Here is a 21,094-nt window from a genome sequence, read left to right as displayed (position 1 = left end):
GCCCCAACACACATTTAGTGGTTTACATCCTTTACAACACTCGATGACGTACGGATAACTCTGGGAGATGCTCGTTGGGCCATGCGTTGGTACGACCGATTATCGGAATGAGGATGTCGAGGACAGGTAGATGAGCTTGCGCCGGACGCCGGCGATCTCGCGTGCCACAGAACGCAGCACCGCACGTTCCTGTGGGGCAAGGGCAGCCAGTGACACGGTGTCGGACATCTGCTGCCCGTCCTGCCAGGCTGCCGCCCGGGACCGCCACCGAAATCGCAGCAGCCACGCGAAGCAATCCCGCAGCGTTGACGCGTCATCGGCGTCCAAGATCTTGGCCGCGGAGGCGGCGTCGAGGCGATCCGGTGTCGCGAGTGCATCCGATCCGGCGGACAACGCCGCCCAGCGGGCGATCTTCACCACGGGATCGATCGCCGCGACCTTAAGGTCGACAGCATCCGACTGCGTGGCGAATATCCTTAATCGGGAGGGGAACCCGGCGCGCACGGCCACCGCGTCCTGAAGCATGGCAAGCCGGATGGCATAGTGCCGCTGTGCGCAGCGGACGTTCTCGCTGCGAAGTGCGTTGTCGGATAACAACGCTCCCGCGTCAATCCCGTGAGAGTCGGCCATCAGCCCCGCCATCACCACACCGCGGTCTTCGGGCGGGTTGATGCACCACCGTTCGATTCCCTCGAACCAGTTGGCCTTGCGGCGGCAGAATCGGCCGCGACTGGCCAGGACTCCGTTGGCGTCGCTACCGATGTCCGCACGTTCGAGCATCGCGTGGACGCGAGCCGCCTGCTCCATCAGGTATGTCTTGCCCTCGGCGTCGATCTCGTCGTCCACGACAAGCAGTGTCTCTACATCGGAACCGGGTGCCGCCTCGCCCCGGGCCACGCTTCCGGAGACGAACCAGGCCCAGCCCGGGTTCACACCCTTGGTGACGAGTCGTGCCGACGTGTGGATGCTGTGCCGCAACGCTTCCGACCAGGCGGCGGCCAGCGCCGCTTCCGGTGTACGCGCCCGCACTTCGCGTGCTATCACCGCCCGGACGGCCGCCACGGCTGTGCAGAACTGCGCCTCGTCGTCGGCGATATCGATCTGCGCTATGGCCAGCGCGATCCCGTTCTCGGGCGGCACATCGGCAGACATGGAGATGATTGTTACCTAGGTCGAGGCGATGGCGTGGGATATGAAATCGCGTACCGGGCGCGAAAGCGGCTGCCCGGAGTTCCAGATGATGCCGACGTCCCGGTGCGCATCGGCATCCACCAGGCGCAACATCCTGAGGTCGGGTGGGTAGGTGGTGGCATCGACGGGGAGCACCGTGATGCCGAGGCCCGCCGCCACCAGGCCCGCCACGGTGGTCAGATTGCTCGATTCCAGCACTATGCGCGGCTGGAATTGTGCAGCAGCACAGAGCTCTTCGAGAAGGCGACGCATCCCGTACCCGGGATGCATCCCGATGAAGGGCTCATCGGCCAGATCAATCATCGATACGTCCGCGGCTTGTGCCAGCCGGTGATCCGTGGGTACGGCAACCCCCAGCCGCTGCCGGAAAAGGTTGCGCCACGCAAGATTTGCACGCCGAGGACGTGGCGACACGATCGCGACGTCAAGATCGCCATTTGCGACAAGGTCATCAAGGCTGCCCGCGGCGCCCTGCTCCAACACGAACCGCACGTGTGGCGACGTCGCGGCGAAGCCCGCAATCAGGCGGGCGACGAGCGTGGGTCCAAAGGTGTGCAGGAATCCGAGCCGGATCTCGCCCTCGGCGGGGTTGGCGAGGTCGTTGATGGTTCGGCGGGCAGAGTCCAGTTCCATCTGGGCGCGCCGGGCGTGCTGGTAGAAGATCCGCCCCGACGGGTTCAACGTCAGTCGCTTACCGTGCCGGTCGAACAATTGAACGCCAAGCCGTCGTTCCAACCTGGCCAGCATCCGGGTGAGCGTGGGCTGGGCGAGTTGGAGTTGCTCGGCGGCGGCGGTGACGTTTTGTCGTTCGGCGAGTGTGATGTACCACTCGTAGTCACCGTCGGCCACGCTGCTACCTCCATATATGCGTAAAGTGAATTATAGATCGTCATATCGCTCATTTCCGTGATATGCCTGCTCGGGAGGAGCATCACTCGTCATGGCGATGGCTCCAAGTACCGAGCACACCCTGGCGATCAGCGCCGCCGATCCCGTACCCCACGAGACGGGTACCGCCGGATATCGGCGCCTAACGGGCGCGCTCTTCGCCGCCGGGCTTGCGACCTTCGCGGCTCTCTACGGCACGCAGGCGGTGCTCCCGGCTCTCTCTGCGGATTTCGGGGTCAGTCCCGCCGCCGCCGCGCTGACGGTCTCGGTGACCACCGGAATGCTCGCGCTGTCGATCATTCCGGCCAGTGCGCTCTCGGAACGGTACGGGCGCACCCGGGTGATGCTGGTCTCGGCAATCGCGACGACGATCATCGGGTTACTGCTCCCGGCCAGTCCCAGCTTCGCGGTGCTGTTGATCGGCCGTGCTGCCGAAGGTGCAGCACTGGCGGGGATTCCGGCTGTCGCGATGGCGTTTCTTGCCGAAGAAGTACACCCGGGCTCACTGGGCTCGGCTATGGGCAGATACATCGCCGGAACGACGGTCGGTGGGCTCTCCGGACGGCTGGTGGCGTCCTCGGTGCTCGATGTGAGCAACTGGCGGATCGCCTTACTCGGCAGTGGTGCAATGACTTTGGTGTGCACGGTGTTGTTCGCGGTGCTGCTGCCGAAGTCCCAGTTCTTTGCGCCGAAGCGGGTCAGGGTCGGTACCACGATGCGAATCCTCGGTGCGCACCTGCGAAACCCGGTCCTGCTCATCATGTTCGGGTTGGCATTTGTGCTCATGGGCGGGTTCGTCACCGTATACAACTACCTGGGATATCGCCTGGTCGCGCCGCCGTTCGATTTACCCACGGCTATTGCCGGCCTGTTGTTTCTGCTGTACCTGGCGGGAACGGTGTCGTCGGCGATGGCCGGGCGGCTGGCGGACCGTCGCGGCCGGGGCCTGGTGCTGATCGCGGCGGTGACCATCACGGCGGTGGGGCTCGCGCTGACCATCCCGGACTCGCTCATCACGGTGATCATCGGAGTGGGGGTGTTCACCGCCGGATTCTTCGCCGCACATACCGTCGCGAGCGGCTGGGTTGGCGCCGTGGCGCAGCGCGACCGAGCCGAGGCGTCCGCGCTGTACCTGTTCAGTTACTACCTGGGCAGCTCGGTGGCAGGCGCTGTGGGTGGATTGGCATACCAGGCCGGCGGGTGGGCACTCACGGTGCTCTTCGTGGGTGCCCTCCTGGCGATTGCCCTGGTACTGGCCGCGGTGATGATGCTCCGAAACCGGTTTGGCCATATCAACGCACCCGAATAGAATTGCCGGCACAGACATCGATCCGGCCATCACCGGGGAGTCTCCGGAAGAAAGGCTCCGCGCCCGGCGCGGATCACCGAGTAGAGCCGGACGGGTAGGCCCGTCACAGCCTGCGTGAGAGGCCCCGGGCAGGTGGGGGCAAGCGGGGTGGTACCGCGGAGGTACGCCGACGGCGTCCCATCGTCCCCGTGCCGGCGAGCACAGGGAGATGTACCGACTATGCCTGATGGTCTTCGCGCACGCGGCTCATCCACAGACGCGTACCCGCGCACCGATCTTGGCGCCGATCAGCGCAGCGGATCACCGAATCTTCCTGCATTGGAAGAGCAGGTGCTGCGCTACTGGGGCGCGGACGACACATTCCGCGCCAGCATCGCCAACCGGGACGGCTCGCCGGAATACGTCTTCTACGACGGTCCGCCGTTCGCCAACGGCCTGCCCCACTACGGGCACCTGCTCACCGGGTACGTCAAGGACATCGTGCCGCGCTATCAGACCATGCGTGGCCATCAGGTGTATCGCCGATTTGGCTGGGACACACATGGTTTGCCCGCCGAGCTGGAAGCGGAACGCCAACTCGGCATCACCGACAAATCGCAGATCGACGATATGGGTATCGCCGAGTTCAATGACGCCTGTCGCGAGTCGGTGCTGCGCTACACCAAGGAGTGGCAGGACTACGTCACCCGGCAGGCGCGCTGGGTGGACTTCGACAACGACTACAAGACGCTCGACCCGACCTTCATGGAGTCGGTCATCTGGGCGTTCAAGCAGTTGTGGGACAAGGGACTGGCGTACGAGGGATATCGGGTACTGCCGTACTGCTGGCGTGACGAGACACCGCTGTCCAACCATGAGCTGCGTATGGACGACGACGTCTACCAGAGTCGCCAGGATCCCGCGGTCACCGTGGGATATCGGATCGCGGGCAACGTGGACAGCCGGTGGGCGGTGCTCGACGGTGCACGCCTGCTGATCTGGACCACCACCCCCTGGACCCTGCCCTCGAACCTGGCCGTTGCGGTCAACCCAGAGGTGACCTATGCGGTGGTGAAACCCGAGGGCTCAGAGGAGCGTTACCTGTTGGCGCAGCAGCGAATTGGAGCCTACGCGCGCGAGCTGGGTGAAGAGCCCACCGTGCTGGACACCTACACCGGGGCCGAGCTGCTGGGCATGCGGTACCTCCCGCCGTTCCCATACTTTCAGCAGGATGCGTCGCCGAATGCCTTCACGGTGCTCTCGGCCGATTACGTAACGACCGACGACGGCACCGGCATCGTGCATATGGCGCCCGCCTACGGTGAAGAAGACAAGAACGTGACCGACAAGGCCGGGATTACCCCCGTCACCCCGGTCGACTCAAAGGGCCGATTCGACGCCACTGTGCCCGACTATCAGGGCCAGCAGGTATTCGATGCCAACGCGCAGATCATCAAGGACCTCAAGAACGGCACCGGTTCCGCGGGTATCAACGACGCCGTCCTGCTGCGTCACGAGACCTACGACCACTCGTACCCGCATTGCTGGCGCTGCCGAAACCCGTTGATCTATCGCGCGGTGTCGTCGTGGTTCATCAAGGTGGCCGAGTTCCGCGATCGAATGGTGGAGCTCAACGAACAGATCACCTGGTACCCCGAACACGTCAAGCACGGCCAGTTCGGCAAGTGGCTGGAGGGCGCGCGCGACTGGTCTGTTTCCCGAAATCGGTACTGGGGCAGCCCCATACCAGTGTGGAAGTCTGACGATCCGGCGTATCCGCGCATCGATGTATACGGAAGTCTCGACGAGCTTGAGCGCGACTTCGGAGTTCGTCCGACGAACCTGCACCGGCCGTACATCGACGAGCTGACCCGCCCCAATCCGGACGATCCGACCGGCCAGTCCACCATGCGGCGCATCCCGGACATCTTCGATGTCTGGTTCGATTCGGGCTCAATGCCGTACGCGCAGGTGCACTATCCGTTCGAGAACGCCGAGTGGTTCGACAACCATTTCCCGGCAGACTTCATTGTCGAGTACATCGGACAGACGCGCGGCTGGTTCTACGTCATGCACGTGCTGGCGACCGCGATCTTCGATCGGCCCGCGTTCAGAACCTGTGTGTCGCACGGCATCGTGCTGGGCAACGACGGCCAGAAGATGAGTAAGTCGCTGCGTAACTATCCCGATGTCAACGAGGTCTTCGATCGCGACGGATCCGACGCGATGCGGTGGTTCCTGATGGCGTCGCCGATCCTGCGCGGCGGCAATCTGATCGTCACCGAGCAGGGCATCCGCGAGGGTGTGCGGCAGGTGCTCCTGCCGCTGTGGAACGCATGGAGCTTCCTGCAGCTGTACGCGCCCAAGCCGGGCGTATGGCGCACCGATTCGACGCAGGTACTGGACAGGTACATCCTGGCCAAACTGGCGCAGCTGCGTGACGACCTCACCGCGGCCATGGATATCTGCGATGTCTCGGGCGCATGCGAACACCTGCGGCAGTTCACCGATGCGCTGACCAATTGGTATGTCCGACGGTCACGTTCGCGATTCTGGGACGAAGATGCGGATGCGATCGACACCTTGCACACCGTCCTGGAGACCACCTGCCGTCTGGCCGCACCGCTGCTGCCGCTGACCACCGAGGTGATCTGGAAGGGATTGACGGGGGAGCGTTCTGTGCACCTGACCGATTGGGTGCCCGAATCGGCGCTGCCCGCCGATCCCGACCTCGTCGCCGCCATGGACGAGGTGCGAAAGGTGGCTTCCACTGGGTCTTCCTTGCGCAAGGCCAAGAAGCTGCGGGTGCGCCTGCCGCTGCTGAAGTTGACTGTCGCGGTACCGAACCCCGAGCGGTTGGAGCCCTACCGGGCACTGATCGCCGATGAGCTCAACGTGAAATCCGTGGAACTCACCGACGATATCGCCGGATACGGCAAGTTCGAGTTGACCGTCAACGCGCGCGCCGCCGGCCCGCGGCTGGGCAAAGAGGTGCAGACCGTCATCCGTGCGGTCAAAGCCGGCGACTGGGCGCAGCAGGCCGACGGAACTGTCGTCGCGGCCGGAATCACCCTGCAGGAGGGTGAGTTCGACTCACGGCTGGTGGCCGCGGAGCCCGATTCCACGGCCGCCCTTCCCGGGGGCGGGGGATTGGTCATCCTCGATGACACCGTCACCGAGGAGCTGGAGGCCGAGGGATGGGCGCGCGATCTCATCCGAGAGCTGCAGGATCTTCGCAAATCGTCTGGTCTGGAGGTGTCCGACCGTATCGAGGTCACCCTCGAGGTTCCCGCCGAGCGCGGTGCCTGGGCCGAACGTCACCGCGACCTGATTGCCGGTGAAATCCTTGCCACGACACTGGAAATCGGCGAGGCCGGCCAGGATACGCGAACGCCCGCCACCGATCTCGGTGACGGGGTCCGGGTGTCCTTGAAGAAGACGGCGGGCTAGCGCCGGCTCTAGGCGGCCTTAACCGCGCGCCAGCGCTGATTGCCGCCGTCGAGGTGATGCTCGATATCGGTGAAACCTGCTGCCCGCAAGCGATCCGGCAGTGATGTCGTCGGCACCGGGTTGTAGGTGTCACCGATGTGCAGCAGCCGGAAGAACGTGGAATGTACTCCGTCGCTGCCGGCGAAGACACCGCCGGGGGCCAGCACCCTGTGCGCCTGCGCGAACAGCTGGTCCTGCAGATCAGGTGTCGGGACGTGGTGCAGCATGGTGAAGCACACCACGGAGCTGAAGCGGTCGTCGTCAAAACCGAGCTTGGTGCCGTCACCCTGGATGACGGTCGCCTGATGGCTGTAGAGCCGCTGGAGCCGCGAGGCCATGGTGTCGTCGATCTCCACGGCGGTCAGCTGGGGGGTGCGTTTGGTGAGCACTCGCAGATTCGCGCCATAGCCGGGGCCGATCTCCAAGGTGTCCGCTCCGAGTTCAACGCCCTGCAGCGCCCACGGCAGGAGCTGGGACTCGGTCTTGCGGGCCCACATCTCCGAGCTACAACACCACCGGTGCACCAAATTCATTGCCATGACATCAGGCTAGGGACGCATCGGCTGTCCGAGTAGCGTGATTCGGCCATTTCTTATCGGAGTTCGGCCATCGAATGGCGACCGTGGTGCTCAGCGTGGCCGTATCGCCGGACAGGGCACGTCCGACCTGCGCAATACGATGATCGCGTGTGTGCTGCCGGTCGATGGGTTCTGCACCTCGACATGGACGCCTTCTTCGCCTCGGTCGAGCAGCTGACCCGGCCAACCCTGCGTGAGCGACCGGTCCTTGTCGGCGGCACGGGAGGTCGGGGCGTGGTGGCCGGTGCGAGTTATGAGGCCCGGGTTTTCGGTGCCCGCTCGGCCATGCCCATGCACCAGGCGCGGCGCCTCGTGGGCATCTCCGCCGTTGTGCTGCCGCCTCGCGGGGCGGTGTACGGCGTCGCGAGCCGACGGGTGTTCGCGACGGTGCGATCGATGATTCCGGTTCTGGAACAGCTCTCCTTCGACGAGGCTTTCGGGGAACCCGCCGAACTGGCCGGGGCCACAACCGAAACGGTAGGCCAGTACATCGATGAACTTCGTTCCCGGGTGCTCGCCGAGACCGGGCTCACCGCATCGGTCGGGGCGGGGTCCGGGAAGCAGCTCGCCAAGATTGCATCGGGACTGGCCAAACCCGACGGGGTGCGGATCATCGCTCCCACGGAGGAACGCTCACTGCTCGACGATCTGCCAGTGCGCAAATTGTGGGGGATCGGACCCGTTGCCGAAGAGCGGCTGAACCGTCTGGGAATCAACACTATTGGCCAGTTCGCGGCGCTGCAGACCGGCGAGTTGGCCTCGGTGCTGGGCGGCACCATCGGCCCCGCTCTGCACCAACTCGCACGTGGGATCGATGAGCGTCCGGTCGCCGAACGTGCCGAGACCAAACAGATCAGCGCCGAATCCACCTTTGCCGATGATCTGACGACTCTCGATCAATTGCGGGAGGCGATCGAACCCATCGGCGCCCACGCCCATCGACGGTTGATCAAGCACGGTCGCGGCGTGCGTACTGTCACCGTCAAACTTCGCCGCTCGGACATGAGCATCCTGACCAGATCGGCGACTTTGCCCTATGCCACCACTGAACGGGCGGTTCTGATGTCAGCCGCTCGCCGACTGCTGCTGGACCCTGTTGAGATCGGTCCCATTCGCCTTGTCGGCGTGGGATTCTCGGGATTCTCCGATACCCAGCAGGCCTCACTGTTTCCCGACCTGGACCAGACCGAATCAATCGCCGAAACCGATGAGTCCGCATCGGCCGTCGCCGCGCCGGAACCACGCGTGGTGAGCTGGGGCGTCGGTGACGACGTCAGTCATCCCGAGTTCGGACACGGTTGGATCCAGGGCACCGGACATGGCGTCATGACCGTGAGATTCGAGACACGTGGCAGCGGGCCCGGCATCGCGCGCACCTTCGGTGTCGATGATCCGGGTGTCACCCGCGCCGACCCCGTGGCCAGTTTGGACTGGCCGCAGGAGTCAGCCGAGCCGGTCGATGACGGCACGGAGATCTGATCCGGTGGCCAGCGCCGCCATCAACAGCACGCGCGCCTGCGCGGAACGTAGCCGGGGCACCACCACCGCGCCGGCATCGATCAATCTCTGGCCCGGCGCATATCCGGCTGCCAACGCGCCACCTGGCACCCGGGTGGTCACCAGCACCCGTATCCCGTTCTCCACGAGACGCGAAACCGCCTCGATGACAACATCATTGGCATTGCCCGCGCCCATGGATTCCAGCACCAGTCCCTGGGCGCCGGCTCGCACGTAGGAGTCGAGCGCCACCGCGTCGGCGCCCGGGTACAGGCTCACGATGTCGACGCGGGGTAACGCGGCGCGGGTCACGGTGCCAAGGAATGGTGCGGGGGCATTGCCGCCGCGAACGAACACGCCGTCGCGCACATGTCCAACAGTGGTGGAACCGGCGAATCCGGCGGGGTCCGCCAGGTCGATCTTGCGCAGGCCAGGCGCCGCGTACACCTGCCCGGCGAAGCACACCACCACGCCCAGAGTCTCGCCGCTCGCGGCCACCGTCAACGCGTCGCGAAGATTTCCCGGACCGTCGGATTCAGGGTGGTCGCCGCTGCGTTGCGCCCCGGTGAGCACCACGGGCACCGGCACTGCGCAGGTCAGCGCGAGCCAGAGTGCGGTCTCCTCCAGGGTGTCCGTGCCGTGCGCGATGACGACTCCGGAGGCGCCGCCGGCGATATGACCGCGGATTGACGCGGCGATCTGCTGCCAGCGCTGCGGGGTCATTTCCGAGCTGTCGATCGTCATCAGATCGTCGACCACGACCTCGCCGTACCCTGACGCCGCGAGTAGCTCATCGCCTGAACTGCGGTGCCGGGCGATGCCGTCACTGCCGACCTCGGTCGCGATGGTTCCGCCGGTGGTCAGCAGCACAAGGGTCGGCGATGAGCCTTTGGGGCGAAGAGCGTCGGGCACAGCGGCGATCATCGCAGACACGCTGCGCAAAGCGCCTCACCGAGTAAGGGATGATGGGTGACGTGAGTGACGAGCCCGAAACCGCCCCGAAGCCCAAGCGGCGGATAAAACTGCTGCTCATCGTGGCGGCGGTGGTACTCGCGGTGGACGTCGTCAGCAAGGTCCTCGCCGTCAAACTGCTGCAGCCCGGCAAACCGGTGCCCATCATCGGCGACACCGTCAGCTGGACGCTGGTGCGTAACTCGGGCGCCGCGTTCTCCTTCGCCACCGGATACACCTGGGTTCTGACCCTCATCGCCATGTCGGTCGTGGTGGGAATCCTGCTCATCGGACGCCGGTTGGTCTCGACGTGGTGGGCGATCGGTTTGGGGATGATCCTCGGCGGTGCGCTGGGCAATCTCGTCGACAGGTTCTTTCGGGGGCCCGGACCCCTGCGCGGTCACGTGGTCGACTTCCTCTCGGTGGGGTGGTGGCCTGTCTTCAATGTCGCCGACCCGGCGGTGGTAGGTGGGGCGATCCTGCTGGTGGCGCTGTCGCTGTTCGGCTACGACTACGACTCCGACGAGCGCTCGACGCGAGGAGTATCGAGCACCGACGAGCGCTCGACGGGAGAAGCATCGAGCACCGACGACTCGACGACGCCGGACGACGCCGACGCGCAGGCTTCCCAGATCAAGCCAATATGACCTCGCGTTCTCTGCCGGTGCCCGACGGCCTGTCCGGCATGCGGGTCGACGCCGGGCTGGCACGCCTGCTCGGGCTGTCGCGCACGGCCGCGGCCACTCTCGCCGAAGAGGGCGCGGTGCTTCTCGATGGTGTTGTGGTCACCAAGTCCGAGAAACTCACCGCGGGCACCTGGCTGGAGGTCACTCTCCCCGAACCCAAGGCCCCGCCGGAGAATCGGGTCGAGGCCATCGAGGGTATGAAAATTCTGTACGCCGATGACGATCTGGTTGCCGTCGACAAACCAGCGGGCGTCGCGGCCCACGCCTCTGTCGGCTGGAGCGGTCCCACCGTGCTCGGCGGGCTCGCCGCCGCCGGGTTCCGGATGACTACCTCAGGTGTGCCGGAACGCAAGGGAATCGTGCACCGCCTGGACGTCGGCACCTCGGGCGTGATGGTTGTCGCGTTGTCGGAGAAGGCTTACACCGAGCTCAAACGGGCCTTCAAGTACCGGCGCGTGGAGAAGCGTTATCACGCTCTCGTGCAAGGACATCCGGACCCGTCCAGCGGCACCATCGATGCCCCCATCGGGCGGCACCGGGGACACGACTGGAAGTTCGCCGTCGTCGAGGACGGACGTCATTCGATCACCCACTACGACACCCTTGAAGCGTTCGTGGCGGCCAGCCTGTTGGACATACACCTGGAAACCGGTCGCACCCACCAGATCCGGGTGCATTTTTCGGCCATCAAACATCCCTGCTGCGGTGATCTGACCTATGGCGCGGATCCAACGCTGGCTGCCAAGCTCGGGCTGGAACGGCAATGGCTGCACGCCAAATCGCTGGCATTCACGCATCCGGGCGATGGCCGCTGGATGGAGATCACCAGCGACTATCCGGACGATCTGGCGCACGCGCTCGACGTCCTGCGATGAGTGGGGCGATCGCCGCTTCCCAAGAGAGTCGTCTGAAGTCCGGATACCTGTTCGGTGCGGCCGCCTACTTCATGTGGGGATTGTTTCCCGCGTTCTTCCCTCTGCTGAAGCCGGCCAGTGCGCTGGAGATCCTGGCGCACCGGATGATCTGGACGCTGCTGTTGATGCTGACCGTCGTCGCCATCTCTCGGCGATTGCGCGATCTCATCGCGATGGGGCCGCGCAACTGGCTTCTCCTGGCGGGTGCCTCGGTGCTTATCGCCCTCAACTGGGGTGTCTACATCTATGCCGTCAACTCGGGGCACGTCCTGGACGCCGCGCTCGGATACTTCGTCAACCCATTGGTGACGGTGTTGTTGGGCGTACTGATCTTCCGGGAGCCGCTCAGCAGATGGCAGCTGCTGGCCCTGGTGCTGGCAGTCACCGCGGTCATCGTGCTCACCATCAACTACGGACAGCTGCCGGTCATCACGTTGGTACTGGCCGTCTCGTTCGCCGGATATGGAGCCATCAAGAAGACGGTGACCGTCGATCCGCGCGTGAGCCTGACTGCCGAGGGAATCGTCGCGGCACCGTTCGCGCTGGCCTATGTGGCGTTTCTCGGTCTCACCGGGCAGCAGCACTTCCTTGGTTACACCCACGGTCACACCGCGCTGATCGTGTTCAGCGGTGTGGTGACGGCGCTGCCACTGCTGATGTTCGGGATTGCGGCACAACGTATTCCATTGGTAACCCTTGGGTTGCTGCAGTACCTGACGCCGTCGCTGCAGATGCTCTGGGGTGTACTGGTCAAGCACGAGGCGATGCCCCCGGAGCGCTGGGCCGGCTTTGCCCTGATCTGGGCGGCGCTGGTGGTCTTCACCGTCGACGTGGTGCGCAGTGCGCGCCGGGTGCAGCCCGCCACGACCTGACACACAGCCGCCATCGTCGGCGCGCCATCGCGCTGCGGAGAGTTACGGTCGCGCGGTGCGCATTGCGGTCATCGGTGGCGGCCTCGGTGGATTGACCGCGACGATCAGCCTGACGCAGGCGGGCCATGAGGTGACGCTTTTCGAACAACGGGAGAGGTTCACCGAGGTCGGTTGCGGTATCAGTGTCTGGCCCAACGCGATGCGGGCGCTCGACGAGCTGGGACTTGGCGCCGAGGTGCGAGCGCATGGCATCCACCACTGCAGCGGGGCATTTCTGAGCCCAACCGGGTCGCGGCTGTTGGAGCCCGGCCACGGTACTTCGAGACTTTTGGAGACACCTGCGTCGTCAGCCGCCACCCGTGCGAGGACTCGTCGGCGAAACAGGTCTTGATCGTTGCTGACGGGGCTTTTGTGACCGCTGTGATTCGGGTAGCTGGATGAGCCGGGCGACACACCCCCGACACGCCCGGGACTGTCGGACCCTCGCCATAAACTGACCCCTCTAGCGATTGACGCCCCAATCGTGGGTCGGTACGAAAGGCACGTGTGAGCTCCTCGAATTCTTCGTTCGTGCACCTGCACAACCACACCGAGTACTCGATGCTCGATGGTGCCGCGAAGATCAAGCCGATGCTTGCCGAGGTTGAGCGCCTCGGCATGACGGCAGTCGGCATGACCGACCACGGCAACATGTACGGCGCCAGCGAGTTCTACAACGTCGCCAGCGCCACCGGGGTCAAGCCCATCATCGGCATCGAGGCCTACATCGCGCCCGCCTCTCGGTTCGACACCAAGCGTGTCTTCTGGGGCGATCCTGGTCAGAAGTCCGATGACGTGTCCGGCTCGGGTTCGTACACCCACATGACGATGGTCGCTGAGAACGCGACAGGCCTGCGCAACCTGTTCAAGCTGTCCTCGATGGCCTCGTTCGAGGGCCAGCTGGGCAAATGGGCGCGCATGGACGCCGAGCTCATCGCCGAGCACTCGAGCGGCATCATCGCCACCACCGGATGTCCTTCCGGTGAGGTGCAGACCCGGCTTCGTCTCGGTCAGGAGGCAGAAGCACTCGAAGCCGCCGCCAAATGGCAGCAGATCTTTGGCAAGGAGAACTTCTTCCTGGAGCTGATGGACCACGGGCTGTCCATCGAACGCCGGGTGCGTGAGGGACTGCTGGAGTTGGGCAAGAAGCTCGGCATACCTCCGCTGGCCACCAACGACTGTCACTACGTCACCAAGGATCACTCGCACAACCACGAAGCACTGCTATGTGTGCAGACCGGCAAGACCATGTCGGACCCCACGCGCTTCAAGTTCGACGGCGACGGCTACTTCCTGAAGCCGGCGTCCGAGATGCGTGACCTCTGGGATGACTCCGTCCCCGGCGCATGTGACAACACCTTGCTCATCGCCGAGCGGGTGCAGTCGTACGAAGACGTCTGGAGCTTCAAGGACCGTATGCCGGTGTTCCCGGTGCCCGAGGGCGAAGACCAGGACTCCTGGCTGCGCAAGGAGGTGGACCGTGGACTGGAGCATCGTTTCCACGGCGTCCCCGGCGGAGTGCCCGACGAGTACTTCACCCGTGCGCACTATGAGCTCGACGTCATCAAGCAAAAGGGTTTCCCCGCATACTTCTTGGTCGTTGGTGACCTGGTCACGCATGCCAAGGAAGTCGGTATCAGGGTGGGCCCGGGTCGTGGATCGGCGGCCGGATCGCTGGTCGCCTACGCGCTCGGCATCACCAACATCGACCCCATCCCGCACGGGCTGCTGTTCGAGCGCTTCCTGAATCCGGAACGACCGTCGGCACCCGATATCGATATCGACTTCGACGATCGTCGCCGCGGAGAGATGGTCCGGTACGCCACGGACAAGTGGGGCAGTGACCGGGTCGCACAGGTCATCACCTTCGGCACCATTAAGACCAAAGCGGCGCTGAAGGACTCGGCGCGTATCCACTACGGACAGCCCGGATTCGCCATCGCGGACCGGATCACCAAGGCGCTGCCACCGCCCATCATGGCCAAGGACATCCCACTTTCGGGTATCACCGACCCCGAGCACGAGCGGTACAAAGAGGCCGCCGAGGTTCGCACCCTGATCGACACCGATCCCGATGTGCGGACCATCTATCAGACCGCCCGCGGTCTGGAAGGCCTGATCCGCAACGCCGGTGTGCACGCATGTGCCGTCATCATGAGCTCGGAGCCGCTCACCGACGCCATTCCGCTGTGGCGGCGCGCGCAAGACGGCGCCATCATCACCGGCTGGGACTATCCGTCGTGTGAGGCCATCGGCCTGCTGAAGATGGACTTCCTGGGTTTGCGCAACCTGACCGTCATCGGTGATGCGCTGGACAACATCAAGGCCAACAGGGGCATAGATCTGGACCTCGATCATCTGCCACTGGAAGATCCGGCCACGTACGAATTGCTCTCCCGCGGTGACACTCTCGGCGTGTTTCAGCTCGACGGCGGCCCCATGCGGGATCTGCTGCGCCGCATGCAGCCCACCGGATTCAACGACATCGTCGCCGTGCTGGCGCTGTACCGCCCCGGCCCGATGGGCATGAACGCACACAACGACTACGCCGACCGCAAGAACGGTCGTCAGCCGATCAAGCCCATTCACCCCGAACTGGAGGAGCCGCTCAGGGACATCCTCTCGGAGACCTACGGTCTGATCGTCTACCAAGAGCAGATCATGTTCATCGCCCAGAAGGTTGCCTCGTACTCCATGGGTAAGGCCGATGCGCTCCGCAAGGCCATGGGCAAGAAGAAGCTTGAAGTGCTGGAAGCCGAGTACAAGGGCTTCTATGAGGGCATGACCAACAACGGCTTCTCCGAGAAGGCCGTGAAGGCGCTGTGGGACACCATTCTTCCGTTCGCCGGATACGCGTTCAACAAGTCGCACGCCGCCGGCTACGGATTGGTGTCGTTCTGGACTGCCTACCTCAAGGCCAACTACCCCGGCGAGTACATGGCCGGGCTGCTTACCTCCGTGGGTGACGACAAGGACAAGGCGGCCATCTACCTCGCCGATTGCCGTCGGCTGGGCATCACGGTGCTACCGCCAGACGTCAACGAGTCGGTCCACAACTTCGCCTCGGTGGGGGAAGACATCCGCTACGGGCTCGGCGGCGTGCGAAATGTCGGCGCCAACGTGGTCCAGTCGCTGATAGCGACCCGGGAATCGAAGGGCGCCTTCACCGATTTCTCCGACTATCTGCACAAGATCGACATCGCGGCCTGCAATAAGAAGGTCACGGAATCGCTGGTGAAGGCCGGTGCCTTCGACTCGCTGGGGCATTCCCGCAAGGGGCTTTTTCTCGTCCAATCCGATGCCGTCGACTCGGTGTTGGGCACCAAGAAGGCCGAAGCGATGGGGCAGTTCGACCTCTTCGGCGGCGCGGGGGACGACGATGCCGACGCATCCAGTGTGTTCGCCATCAAGGTGCCCGACGAGGAATGGGAAGAGAAACATAAACTCGCGCTCGAGCGAGAGATGCTGGGGCTGTACGTATCCGGGCACCCGCTCAACGGAGTGGCGCACCTGCTGGGTCGCCAGACCGACACCCAGATCCCAACGATCCTCGAAGGCGACATCGCCAACGACACTCAGGTGCGCGTGGGCGGGATCCTCGCCTCGGTCAACCGTCGGGTTAATAAGAACGGAATGCCTTGGGCTTCCGCGCAACTCGAGGACCTCACCGGTGGCATCGAGGTGCTCTTCTTCCCGCAGGCCTATTCGGTGTACGGCGCCGAGATCGCCGATGACGCCGTCGTTCTGGTGAACGCGAAGGTGGCGATCCGTGATGACCGGATTTCGCTGATTGCCAACGACCTTGTGGTGCCAGACTTTTCGCAGGCCTCCGACGATCGTCCGGTTGCGGTCACGCTGCCGACACGTCAGTGCACCATCGACAAGGTGACCGCACTCAAGCAGGTGTTGGCGCGGCATCCCGGGACCAACCAGGTTCATCTGCGTTTGATCAGCGGAGAGCGTGTCACCACGCTCGAACTCGATCAGTCGCTTCGGGTGACGCCATCATCGGCTCTGATGGGTGACCTCAAGGCGCTACTCGGGCCGGGCTGCCTGGGCGGCTGAGTCTGCGAGTCGGGTCGCTGCGGCATCGGCCAGCTCGGGCACGACGGGATCGGCGGAGTCGAGCCATTCGGCTTGATCGGCCACCACACCGGTCAAGATCTTGCGTGCGGTCGCCAGTAACTCGGCTACGCGCGGTGAAGTCAGTGTGTACAGCACGGACAGTCCTTCGCGGCGGGCGGTCACCAGGCCGGCACGCCGCAGTACGGCCAGCTGCTGCGACAGGTTGGCCGCCTCGATACCCACTTCGGGCAGCATTTCCGACACGGCTTGATCGCGCTCGCTGAGCAGCTCGAGCACCCGAATCCGCACCGGATGGCCCAATGTCTTGAAGAAATCCGCCTTCATCCGATACAGCGGTTGACGCGCATCCATATCCAGTCCACCTCACCACACAACAACTTGCAAAGATTAGCAACCCGGCAACACTGCAGGACAGGGGCCCGTCTATAGTTCCTGACGGCTCTCGTCGGGGCCTTACCTGTACTCAGCAGGGCTGTCTGCTGCTCACTCCGGCGAGAGCCGCACAAGACGCCAGGAGTGTGTATGACAACGGATCGGCCCACCGCGGGGCAGTACATCACCTACGCCTACGGAAAGCGCTTACCCGACTCGATGCGGGATTGGGTGACCAACGATCTGTCCGGTCCCGGCGCGGTGCGGCGGCACATGATCCGGTACGTGATCCCGCCGCATTTCATCCTGGCTCCGTTCTGGCTCCTGCCGGGTGGACTGCTGCTGCACGTGGCGATCACCCTGCCCATCTACGTGTGGGCGATCCTGATGACCCACGCTCTCAACAAGATCTGGCGACGCTACCGGTTGGCCCAGCATGATCTGGATCCGAAACTCGCCGATATCGGTAACCGCGAAAAGCACGCCCGCAAGCACCAGACATACGCCCAGCGCTACGGTGCCCGTCCGGAGTCGACCGACACCTACTCCAGCAGCGACCCCATCTGAGGAGCGCTCACCGCCGCGTCCCTGTCCAGGGCTCTTCGTTCTTCCTTCGCCGTGCCGTCTCGTAGTTCCGGTCCTTGGCCCATTGCTGCTCGAAGGTCAGTCCCGGCCGCGCGCTGGGGATCCGGTTCATCGCCCGGCTGAGCCAGCGCGGCGGGGTGGCCGGCTCCCATTGCGGGAACGTGACACTGAGTGAATACATGGTCTTCAGGACCACGAACACGCCGAACAGCGCCGAGGGCGCGTCGGTGACCGCGACCGCGAACATCCCGAAGATCAAGGTGAGGTGTACTACGGCAACCCGCATGAACCCACGGCTTGCCATCACCTCCAGCTGCCAGAAAGACCAACGGCGCAGCGACGGAAGGTCGATCAGGAAGTCGACGGCCAGTGCGATAAGAACCTGTAGGCACCCGAATCCCACAGTGTGCCAATCGACACCAATCAGTGCGGCCTTGCCGTTGTGGGTGAGGAGCAACACGATGACGGCCAGAAAGAACCCGTGTGCTCCCGAAAAGACGAGAGTCGTGAAGAGGAATCCTTTGATGAAAGAAGTTCGCGAGTAGCTCTGATCCGGCCCCGGTGCCTCGTACCTGAAGTGCCCGCGGCGCGGACTCCATCGCTTGTGAAGAAGTGCCCGGAGTGCGACGAACAGAGACGCCACCACAGTTTCGAACCAGTAGACCGCGAGCGTCGTACCGGCGGTCCACCCGCCCACGAACCAGCCGGTGAGGGGAATCGCGTTCACCGCGAGCATCGTGGCCAGGTGCAGAATCCGGTTAAGGGTCCCGGGTACCTCCGATGCCGGGGCCGAACCCTGCGCGATCACCGCTAGCCCAGAATGTTCACGGCACGGGCCAGCACCAGTGCCACTGTGGACAGCGCGACCATCGACTGCAAGGTCATCAGCATCTTCGCCCAGCGCGACAGTGGCATGGTGTCGGTGGGGGAGAACGCGACGACGTTGGTGAAGCTCACGTAGAGGTAGTCGGGGAACTTTGGGCGCCAATCCGGCGGAGCGAGTTCGGGATTGGCCATCTGCGGAAACATAAAATCCGGATGCGGCCGTTCGGTGGTGTGGCGCGCGAACGGTCCGCCACGGTCAAACTCCCAGTACCACATGCCGAACACGATGATGTTGGTGATGAAGATGGCCAGGCCGCTGCCCAGGAGCACGCGCGGGTTGTCACCCATCTGCCCGGTCACGATCTTGTAATCCAGCAGCGCCGCCGAGATGGTGTTGTCGGCGGTGATGGCTGCGATCAGCACATATGTCGCCCAGCGCCCGAGAGTTGTTGAACGCGTGAACTTTAGCGGGTTCAGGATCACCAATACGACCAGGAGTGCGGATTCGAGGGCCGGTAGCGGCCAACGTGGCGTCAGGTTGAACTGGGCGGGGATGGCCAGCTGAAGACCGATTGCCGCGACAAGAGCGATAAGGACCGGTATTCGGCTTTCCGGAGCGCCCGGGCGCAACCAGGAAGGCAGGTATTTCTCGGCGGCCAGTACATCATCGGTCACCTCGTGGGCCAGCCGCTCCATACGGCGCTCACCGGGATGCCCGGCGGCCGATTGGCTTGGTGAAGACATGGGGATGTATTACACCCCGTTGGATGGTTCTGCTCAGTGAATGAGCGAGCCGGTGAGCCAGACCATGCTGGCCACCGCGGCGGCCGAGAGTACCGCCGTCGACATCGACGCGACCAGCAAGAGCGTCACCACGAATACCGCGGTACCGACTCCCAGTGCCAGCAGCTTGTAGGCCGGCATGGCCGCGACGTCCACCGGCCGCACCCCGTGTGCTGCGCGCTCGAACGTCGTCATGAATGAAGGATATGCCTAATCGGGAAGTTCGGTCAACCGAACACTCCCATCATGGGGTCTAAAACTAAAGTCGCGGGGTATCCGATGCGGGCGGGCCTCGTGGGTGCTGGGTGTTATCGGCGTGATTCCGCGATGCCTGGAGCGATACAGTTATCGGCATGCCATTAACCGGTGAATACGAACCCAGTGGACTCGATTGGTCGCAGAAGCAGGTGGCCAAGATTATCGAGAGTGGGACCACCGACGGCATCACCATCGCGGACATGCCCGTGATCCTGCTGACCACGCTGGGCGCGAAGTCCGGCAAGCTGCGCAAGATCGCCCTGATGCGGGTCGAGCACAACGGCGAGTACGCCATCGTGGCCTCGCTCGGAGGCGCACCCAAGAACCCCGTCTGGTACTACAACGTCAAAGAGAATCCGCTCGTCGAGCTGCAGGACGGCAGCACCACCAAGGACTACCAGTCGCGCGAGGTGGTCGGCGACGAGAAGGCACAGTGGTGGGATCGCGCCGTCGAGGCCTACCCGCCGTACGCGGAATACCAAACCAAGACCGACCGTCAGATCCCGGTTTTCGTGCTGACACCTGTCTCTTGAGCACGGCTCAGGCCGTCACCGCCGACGACATCGATGCGGCGGCCAAGCGCATCGACGAGGTGGTGCACCCGACTCTCGTCCAGCACGCTGATCGTCTCTCGGCGCTCACCGGGGCCAACGTCTATCTCAAACGTGAAGATCTGCAATCGGTTCGCTCGTACAAACTGCGTGGTGCGTTCAACCTCCTGATGCAGCTCAGCGACGAGGAGAAGGCTGCCGGCGTCGTGTGCTCCAGCGCCGGAAACCACGCCCAGGGGTTCGCGTTGGCCTGCAACTCGATGGGCGTACACGGGCGCGTATACATCCCCAGCAAGACTCCGAAGCAGAAGCGGCAACGGATCATCTATCACGGCAACGGGTTCGTTGAGCTCATCGCGGTCGGGCACGGCTACGACGAGGCGGCCGCGGCGGCCAAGGCCGACGCCGAACGCACCGGGGCCACCCTGGTCCCGGCGTTCGACGATCCACGGACCATCGCCGGGCAGGGCACCATTGCCGCCGAGATCCTCGACCAGCTCGATGTCCAGCCGGACGTTGTGGTGGTCCCGGTCGGTGGCGGCGGCTGCATCTCCGGGATCGTCACGTACCTGCGGGAACGGGCTCCTCAGGTGCGGGTCGTCGGTGTCGAACCGGCCGGTGCCGCGTGCATGGCGGCCGCGATGCGCGCGGGCGGTCCGGTTCCACTCGACCACGTCGATCCGTTCGTCGACGGCTGCGCGGTGCAGGTGGCCGGTGCGGTTCCGTACCGACTGCTGGCCGCGGCCGGAGAAACACTGACGTTGATGACCGTCGACGAAGGTGCCGCCTGCACCGCGATGCTCGAGCTGTATCAGAACGAGGGCATCATTGCCGAACCCGCCGGTGCCCTGTCGGTCGCCGCGCTGTCAGAACTGGACCTGGCCCCCGGCGAGACGGTTGTCTGCCTGATTTCCGGTGGAAACAACGATGTTTCGCGGTACGGCGAGATCCTGGAGCGCTCATTGGTGCATCTGGGGCTCAAGCACTACTTCCTCGTCGACTTCCCGCAGGAGCCGGGTGCGTTGCGCCGATTCTTGGGGGACATACTCGGGCCCAACGACGACATCACGCTGTTCGAGTACGTCAAGCGGAACAACCGTGAGATGGGTGCCGCCTTGGTGGGCATCGAGCTCAGCAATGCCGATGATCTCGCGGGCTTGCTGGACCGCATGTACGCGTCGGACCTTGATATCGAGCGGCTGGAACCGGATTCGGCCGCATTCCGCTACCTGACGTAGCGC

At 64.2% G+C, this 21,094-nt stretch carries 19 protein-coding genes; 11 read left to right on the top strand and 8 right to left on the bottom strand.

The features are described from left to right. Positions 1 to 99 precede the first annotated feature (99 nt). On the bottom strand, positions 100 to 1,152 hold the full coding sequence (locus MSTE_RS12970) for a putative nucleotidyltransferase substrate binding domain-containing protein (protein ID WP_096501755.1): 1,053 nt from the start codon (positions 1,150 to 1,152) through the stop codon (positions 100 to 102). 15 nt (positions 1,153 to 1,167) lie between these two features. Beyond that, a complete protein-coding gene (locus tag MSTE_RS12965) occupies positions 1,168 to 2,040 on the bottom strand; it encodes a LysR family transcriptional regulator (RefSeq protein ID WP_096501753.1) in 873 nt (290 codons plus the stop codon). A gap of 91 nt (positions 2,041 to 2,131) precedes the next feature. Here MSTE_RS12965 and MSTE_RS12960 point away from each other — a divergent pair, with 91 nt between their 5' ends. Continuing rightward, entirely contained in the window at positions 2,132 to 3,388 is a 1,257-nt protein-coding gene (locus tag MSTE_RS12960; protein WP_096501751.1) for an MFS transporter, read from the top strand. Positions 3,389 to 3,607: 219 nt separating this feature from the next. Then, on the top strand, positions 3,608 to 6,817 hold the full coding sequence (ileS, locus tag MSTE_RS12955) for an isoleucine--tRNA ligase (RefSeq protein WP_096501749.1): 3,210 nt from the start codon (positions 3,608 to 3,610) through the stop codon (positions 6,815 to 6,817). Positions 6,818 to 6,825: 8 nt separating this feature from the next. Here the strand turns inward: ileS and MSTE_RS12950 are convergent, their stop codons facing one another. After that, the gene (locus MSTE_RS12950) at positions 6,826 to 7,395 is read right to left on the bottom strand and encodes a class I SAM-dependent methyltransferase (RefSeq protein WP_193442022.1); all 570 of its coding nucleotides are present in this window, start codon (positions 7,393 to 7,395) and stop codon (positions 6,826 to 6,828) included. Positions 7,396 to 7,542: 147 nt separating this feature from the next. On the opposite strand from MSTE_RS12950, the gene MSTE_RS12945 reads away from it, so the two are divergent. Next, positions 7,543 to 8,913: a DNA polymerase IV gene (locus MSTE_RS12945; protein WP_096501745.1), complete on the top strand. Its 1,371-nt coding sequence runs from the start codon at positions 7,543 to 7,545 to the stop codon at positions 8,911 to 8,913. On the opposite strand, the gene MSTE_RS12940 is transcribed toward MSTE_RS12945, so the two are convergent. Continuing rightward, complete coding sequence (locus MSTE_RS12940; RefSeq protein ID WP_193442091.1) at positions 8,878 to 9,795, bottom strand: asparaginase; 918 nt, start codon at positions 9,793 to 9,795, stop codon at positions 8,878 to 8,880. The two genes, MSTE_RS12945 and MSTE_RS12940, sit on opposite strands and share 36 nt — an antisense overlap. A gap of 98 nt (positions 9,796 to 9,893) precedes the next feature. Between MSTE_RS12940 and lspA the strand changes: the two genes are divergently transcribed. From lspA to dnaE, 5 genes are all read left to right on the top strand, one after another. Beyond that, a complete protein-coding gene (gene lspA, locus MSTE_RS12935) occupies positions 9,894 to 10,529 on the top strand; it encodes a signal peptidase II (protein WP_096501741.1) in 636 nt (211 codons plus the stop codon). Further along, entirely contained in the window at positions 10,526 to 11,443 is a 918-nt protein-coding gene (locus tag MSTE_RS12930) for an RluA family pseudouridine synthase (RefSeq protein WP_096501739.1), read from the top strand. Before lspA ends, MSTE_RS12930 begins: the two co-directional genes overlap by 4 nt. Then, positions 11,440 to 12,354 carry an EamA family transporter RarD gene (rarD, locus tag MSTE_RS12925; protein ID WP_096501737.1) on the top strand — a complete coding sequence of 305 codons (915 nt, stop codon included), beginning with the start codon at positions 11,440 to 11,442 and terminating at the stop codon, positions 12,352 to 12,354. Before MSTE_RS12930 ends, rarD begins: the two co-directional genes overlap by 4 nt. Before the next feature lie 55 nt (positions 12,355 to 12,409). Continuing rightward, positions 12,410 to 12,745, top strand: a complete 336-nt coding sequence (locus MSTE_RS12920) for an FAD-dependent monooxygenase (RefSeq protein ID WP_157997685.1) — start codon at positions 12,410 to 12,412, stop codon at positions 12,743 to 12,745. A gap of 155 nt (positions 12,746 to 12,900) precedes the next feature. After that, positions 12,901 to 16,458: a DNA polymerase III subunit alpha gene (dnaE, locus tag MSTE_RS12915; protein WP_096501733.1), complete on the top strand. Its 3,558-nt coding sequence runs from the start codon at positions 12,901 to 12,903 to the stop codon at positions 16,456 to 16,458. On the opposite strand, the gene MSTE_RS12910 is transcribed toward dnaE, so the two are convergent. Beyond that, a complete protein-coding gene (locus tag MSTE_RS12910) occupies positions 16,429 to 16,830 on the bottom strand; it encodes an ArsR/SmtB family transcription factor (protein WP_231896874.1) in 402 nt (133 codons plus the stop codon). The two genes, dnaE and MSTE_RS12910, sit on opposite strands and share 30 nt — an antisense overlap. A 171-nt stretch (positions 16,831 to 17,001) precedes the next feature. On the opposite strand from MSTE_RS12910, the gene MSTE_RS12905 reads away from it, so the two are divergent. Continuing rightward, positions 17,002 to 17,418, top strand: a complete 417-nt coding sequence (locus MSTE_RS12905) for a DUF5313 domain-containing protein (protein ID WP_030093419.1) — start codon at positions 17,002 to 17,004, stop codon at positions 17,416 to 17,418. A gap of 7 nt (positions 17,419 to 17,425) precedes the next feature. Here MSTE_RS12905 and MSTE_RS12900 read toward each other — a convergent pair whose 3' ends face one another. Genes MSTE_RS12900 through MSTE_RS12890 form a run of 3 tightly spaced genes read right to left on the bottom strand, consistent with a single transcriptional unit; the run spans position 17,426 to position 19,239 of the window. Then, the gene (locus MSTE_RS12900) at positions 17,426 to 18,244 is read right to left on the bottom strand and encodes a DUF6498-containing protein (protein ID WP_096501729.1); all 819 of its coding nucleotides are present in this window, start codon (positions 18,242 to 18,244) and stop codon (positions 17,426 to 17,428) included. Positions 18,245 to 18,246: 2 nt separating this feature from the next. Next, positions 18,247 to 19,005 (bottom strand): hypothetical protein, encoded by a 759-nt coding sequence (locus MSTE_RS12895; RefSeq protein ID WP_096501727.1) that lies wholly within the window; start codon positions 19,003 to 19,005, stop codon positions 18,247 to 18,249. Between the two features lie 33 nt (positions 19,006 to 19,038). Next, positions 19,039 to 19,239 (bottom strand): hypothetical protein, encoded by a 201-nt coding sequence (locus MSTE_RS12890; RefSeq protein WP_096501725.1) that lies wholly within the window; start codon positions 19,237 to 19,239, stop codon positions 19,039 to 19,041. A 158-nt stretch (positions 19,240 to 19,397) separates the two neighbouring features. On the opposite strand from MSTE_RS12890, the gene MSTE_RS12885 reads away from it, so the two are divergent. After that, positions 19,398 to 19,835, top strand: a complete 438-nt coding sequence (locus tag MSTE_RS12885) for a nitroreductase family deazaflavin-dependent oxidoreductase (protein ID WP_096501723.1) — start codon at positions 19,398 to 19,400, stop codon at positions 19,833 to 19,835. Next, a complete protein-coding gene (gene ilvA, locus MSTE_RS12880; RefSeq protein WP_096501721.1) occupies positions 19,832 to 21,091 on the top strand; it encodes a threonine ammonia-lyase IlvA in 1,260 nt (419 codons plus the stop codon). Before MSTE_RS12885 ends, ilvA begins: the two co-directional genes overlap by 4 nt. Positions 21,092 to 21,094 lie beyond the last annotated feature (3 nt).

This window comes from [Mycobacterium] stephanolepidis, assembly GCF_002356335.1.
Lineage (GTDB): Bacteria > Actinomycetota > Actinomycetes > Mycobacteriales > Mycobacteriaceae > Mycobacterium > Mycobacterium stephanolepidis.
The sequence above is the reverse complement of the archived record's forward strand: the minus strand, read 5'-3'. Positions and strand labels throughout refer to the sequence as shown.

Excerpts from the sequence above, each read along its gene's own strand:
- MSTE_RS12885 (WP_096501723.1), top strand. The coding sequence starts at position 19,398 with ATGCCATTAACCGGTGAATACGAACCCAGTGGACTCGATTGGTCGCAG.
- MSTE_RS12890 (WP_096501725.1), bottom strand. The coding sequence starts at position 19,239 with ATGACGACGTTCGAGCGCGCAGCACACGGGGTGCGGCCGGTGGACGTC.
- MSTE_RS12950 (WP_193442022.1), bottom strand. The coding sequence starts at position 7,395 with ATGGCAATGAATTTGGTGCACCGGTGGTGTTGTAGCTCGGAGATGTGG.
- MSTE_RS12960 (WP_096501751.1), top strand. The coding sequence starts at position 2,132 with ATGGCGATGGCTCCAAGTACCGAGCACACCCTGGCGATCAGCGCCGCC.
- MSTE_RS12930 (WP_096501739.1), top strand. The coding sequence starts at position 10,526 with ATGACCTCGCGTTCTCTGCCGGTGCCCGACGGCCTGTCCGGCATGCGG.
- lspA (WP_096501741.1), top strand. The coding sequence starts at position 9,894 with ATGATGGGTGACGTGAGTGACGAGCCCGAAACCGCCCCGAAGCCCAAG.
- ileS (WP_096501749.1), top strand. The coding sequence starts at position 3,608 with ATGCCTGATGGTCTTCGCGCACGCGGCTCATCCACAGACGCGTACCCG.
- MSTE_RS12970 (WP_096501755.1), bottom strand. The coding sequence starts at position 1,152 with ATGTCTGCCGATGTGCCGCCCGAGAACGGGATCGCGCTGGCCATAGCG.
- MSTE_RS12910 (WP_231896874.1), bottom strand. The coding sequence starts at position 16,830 with ATGGATGCGCGTCAACCGCTGTATCGGATGAAGGCGGATTTCTTCAAG.
- rarD (WP_096501737.1), top strand. The coding sequence starts at position 11,440 with ATGAGTGGGGCGATCGCCGCTTCCCAAGAGAGTCGTCTGAAGTCCGGA.
- MSTE_RS12895 (WP_096501727.1), bottom strand. The coding sequence starts at position 19,005 with ATGTCTTCACCAAGCCAATCGGCCGCCGGGCATCCCGGTGAGCGCCGT.
- MSTE_RS12905 (WP_030093419.1), top strand. The coding sequence starts at position 17,002 with ATGACAACGGATCGGCCCACCGCGGGGCAGTACATCACCTACGCCTAC.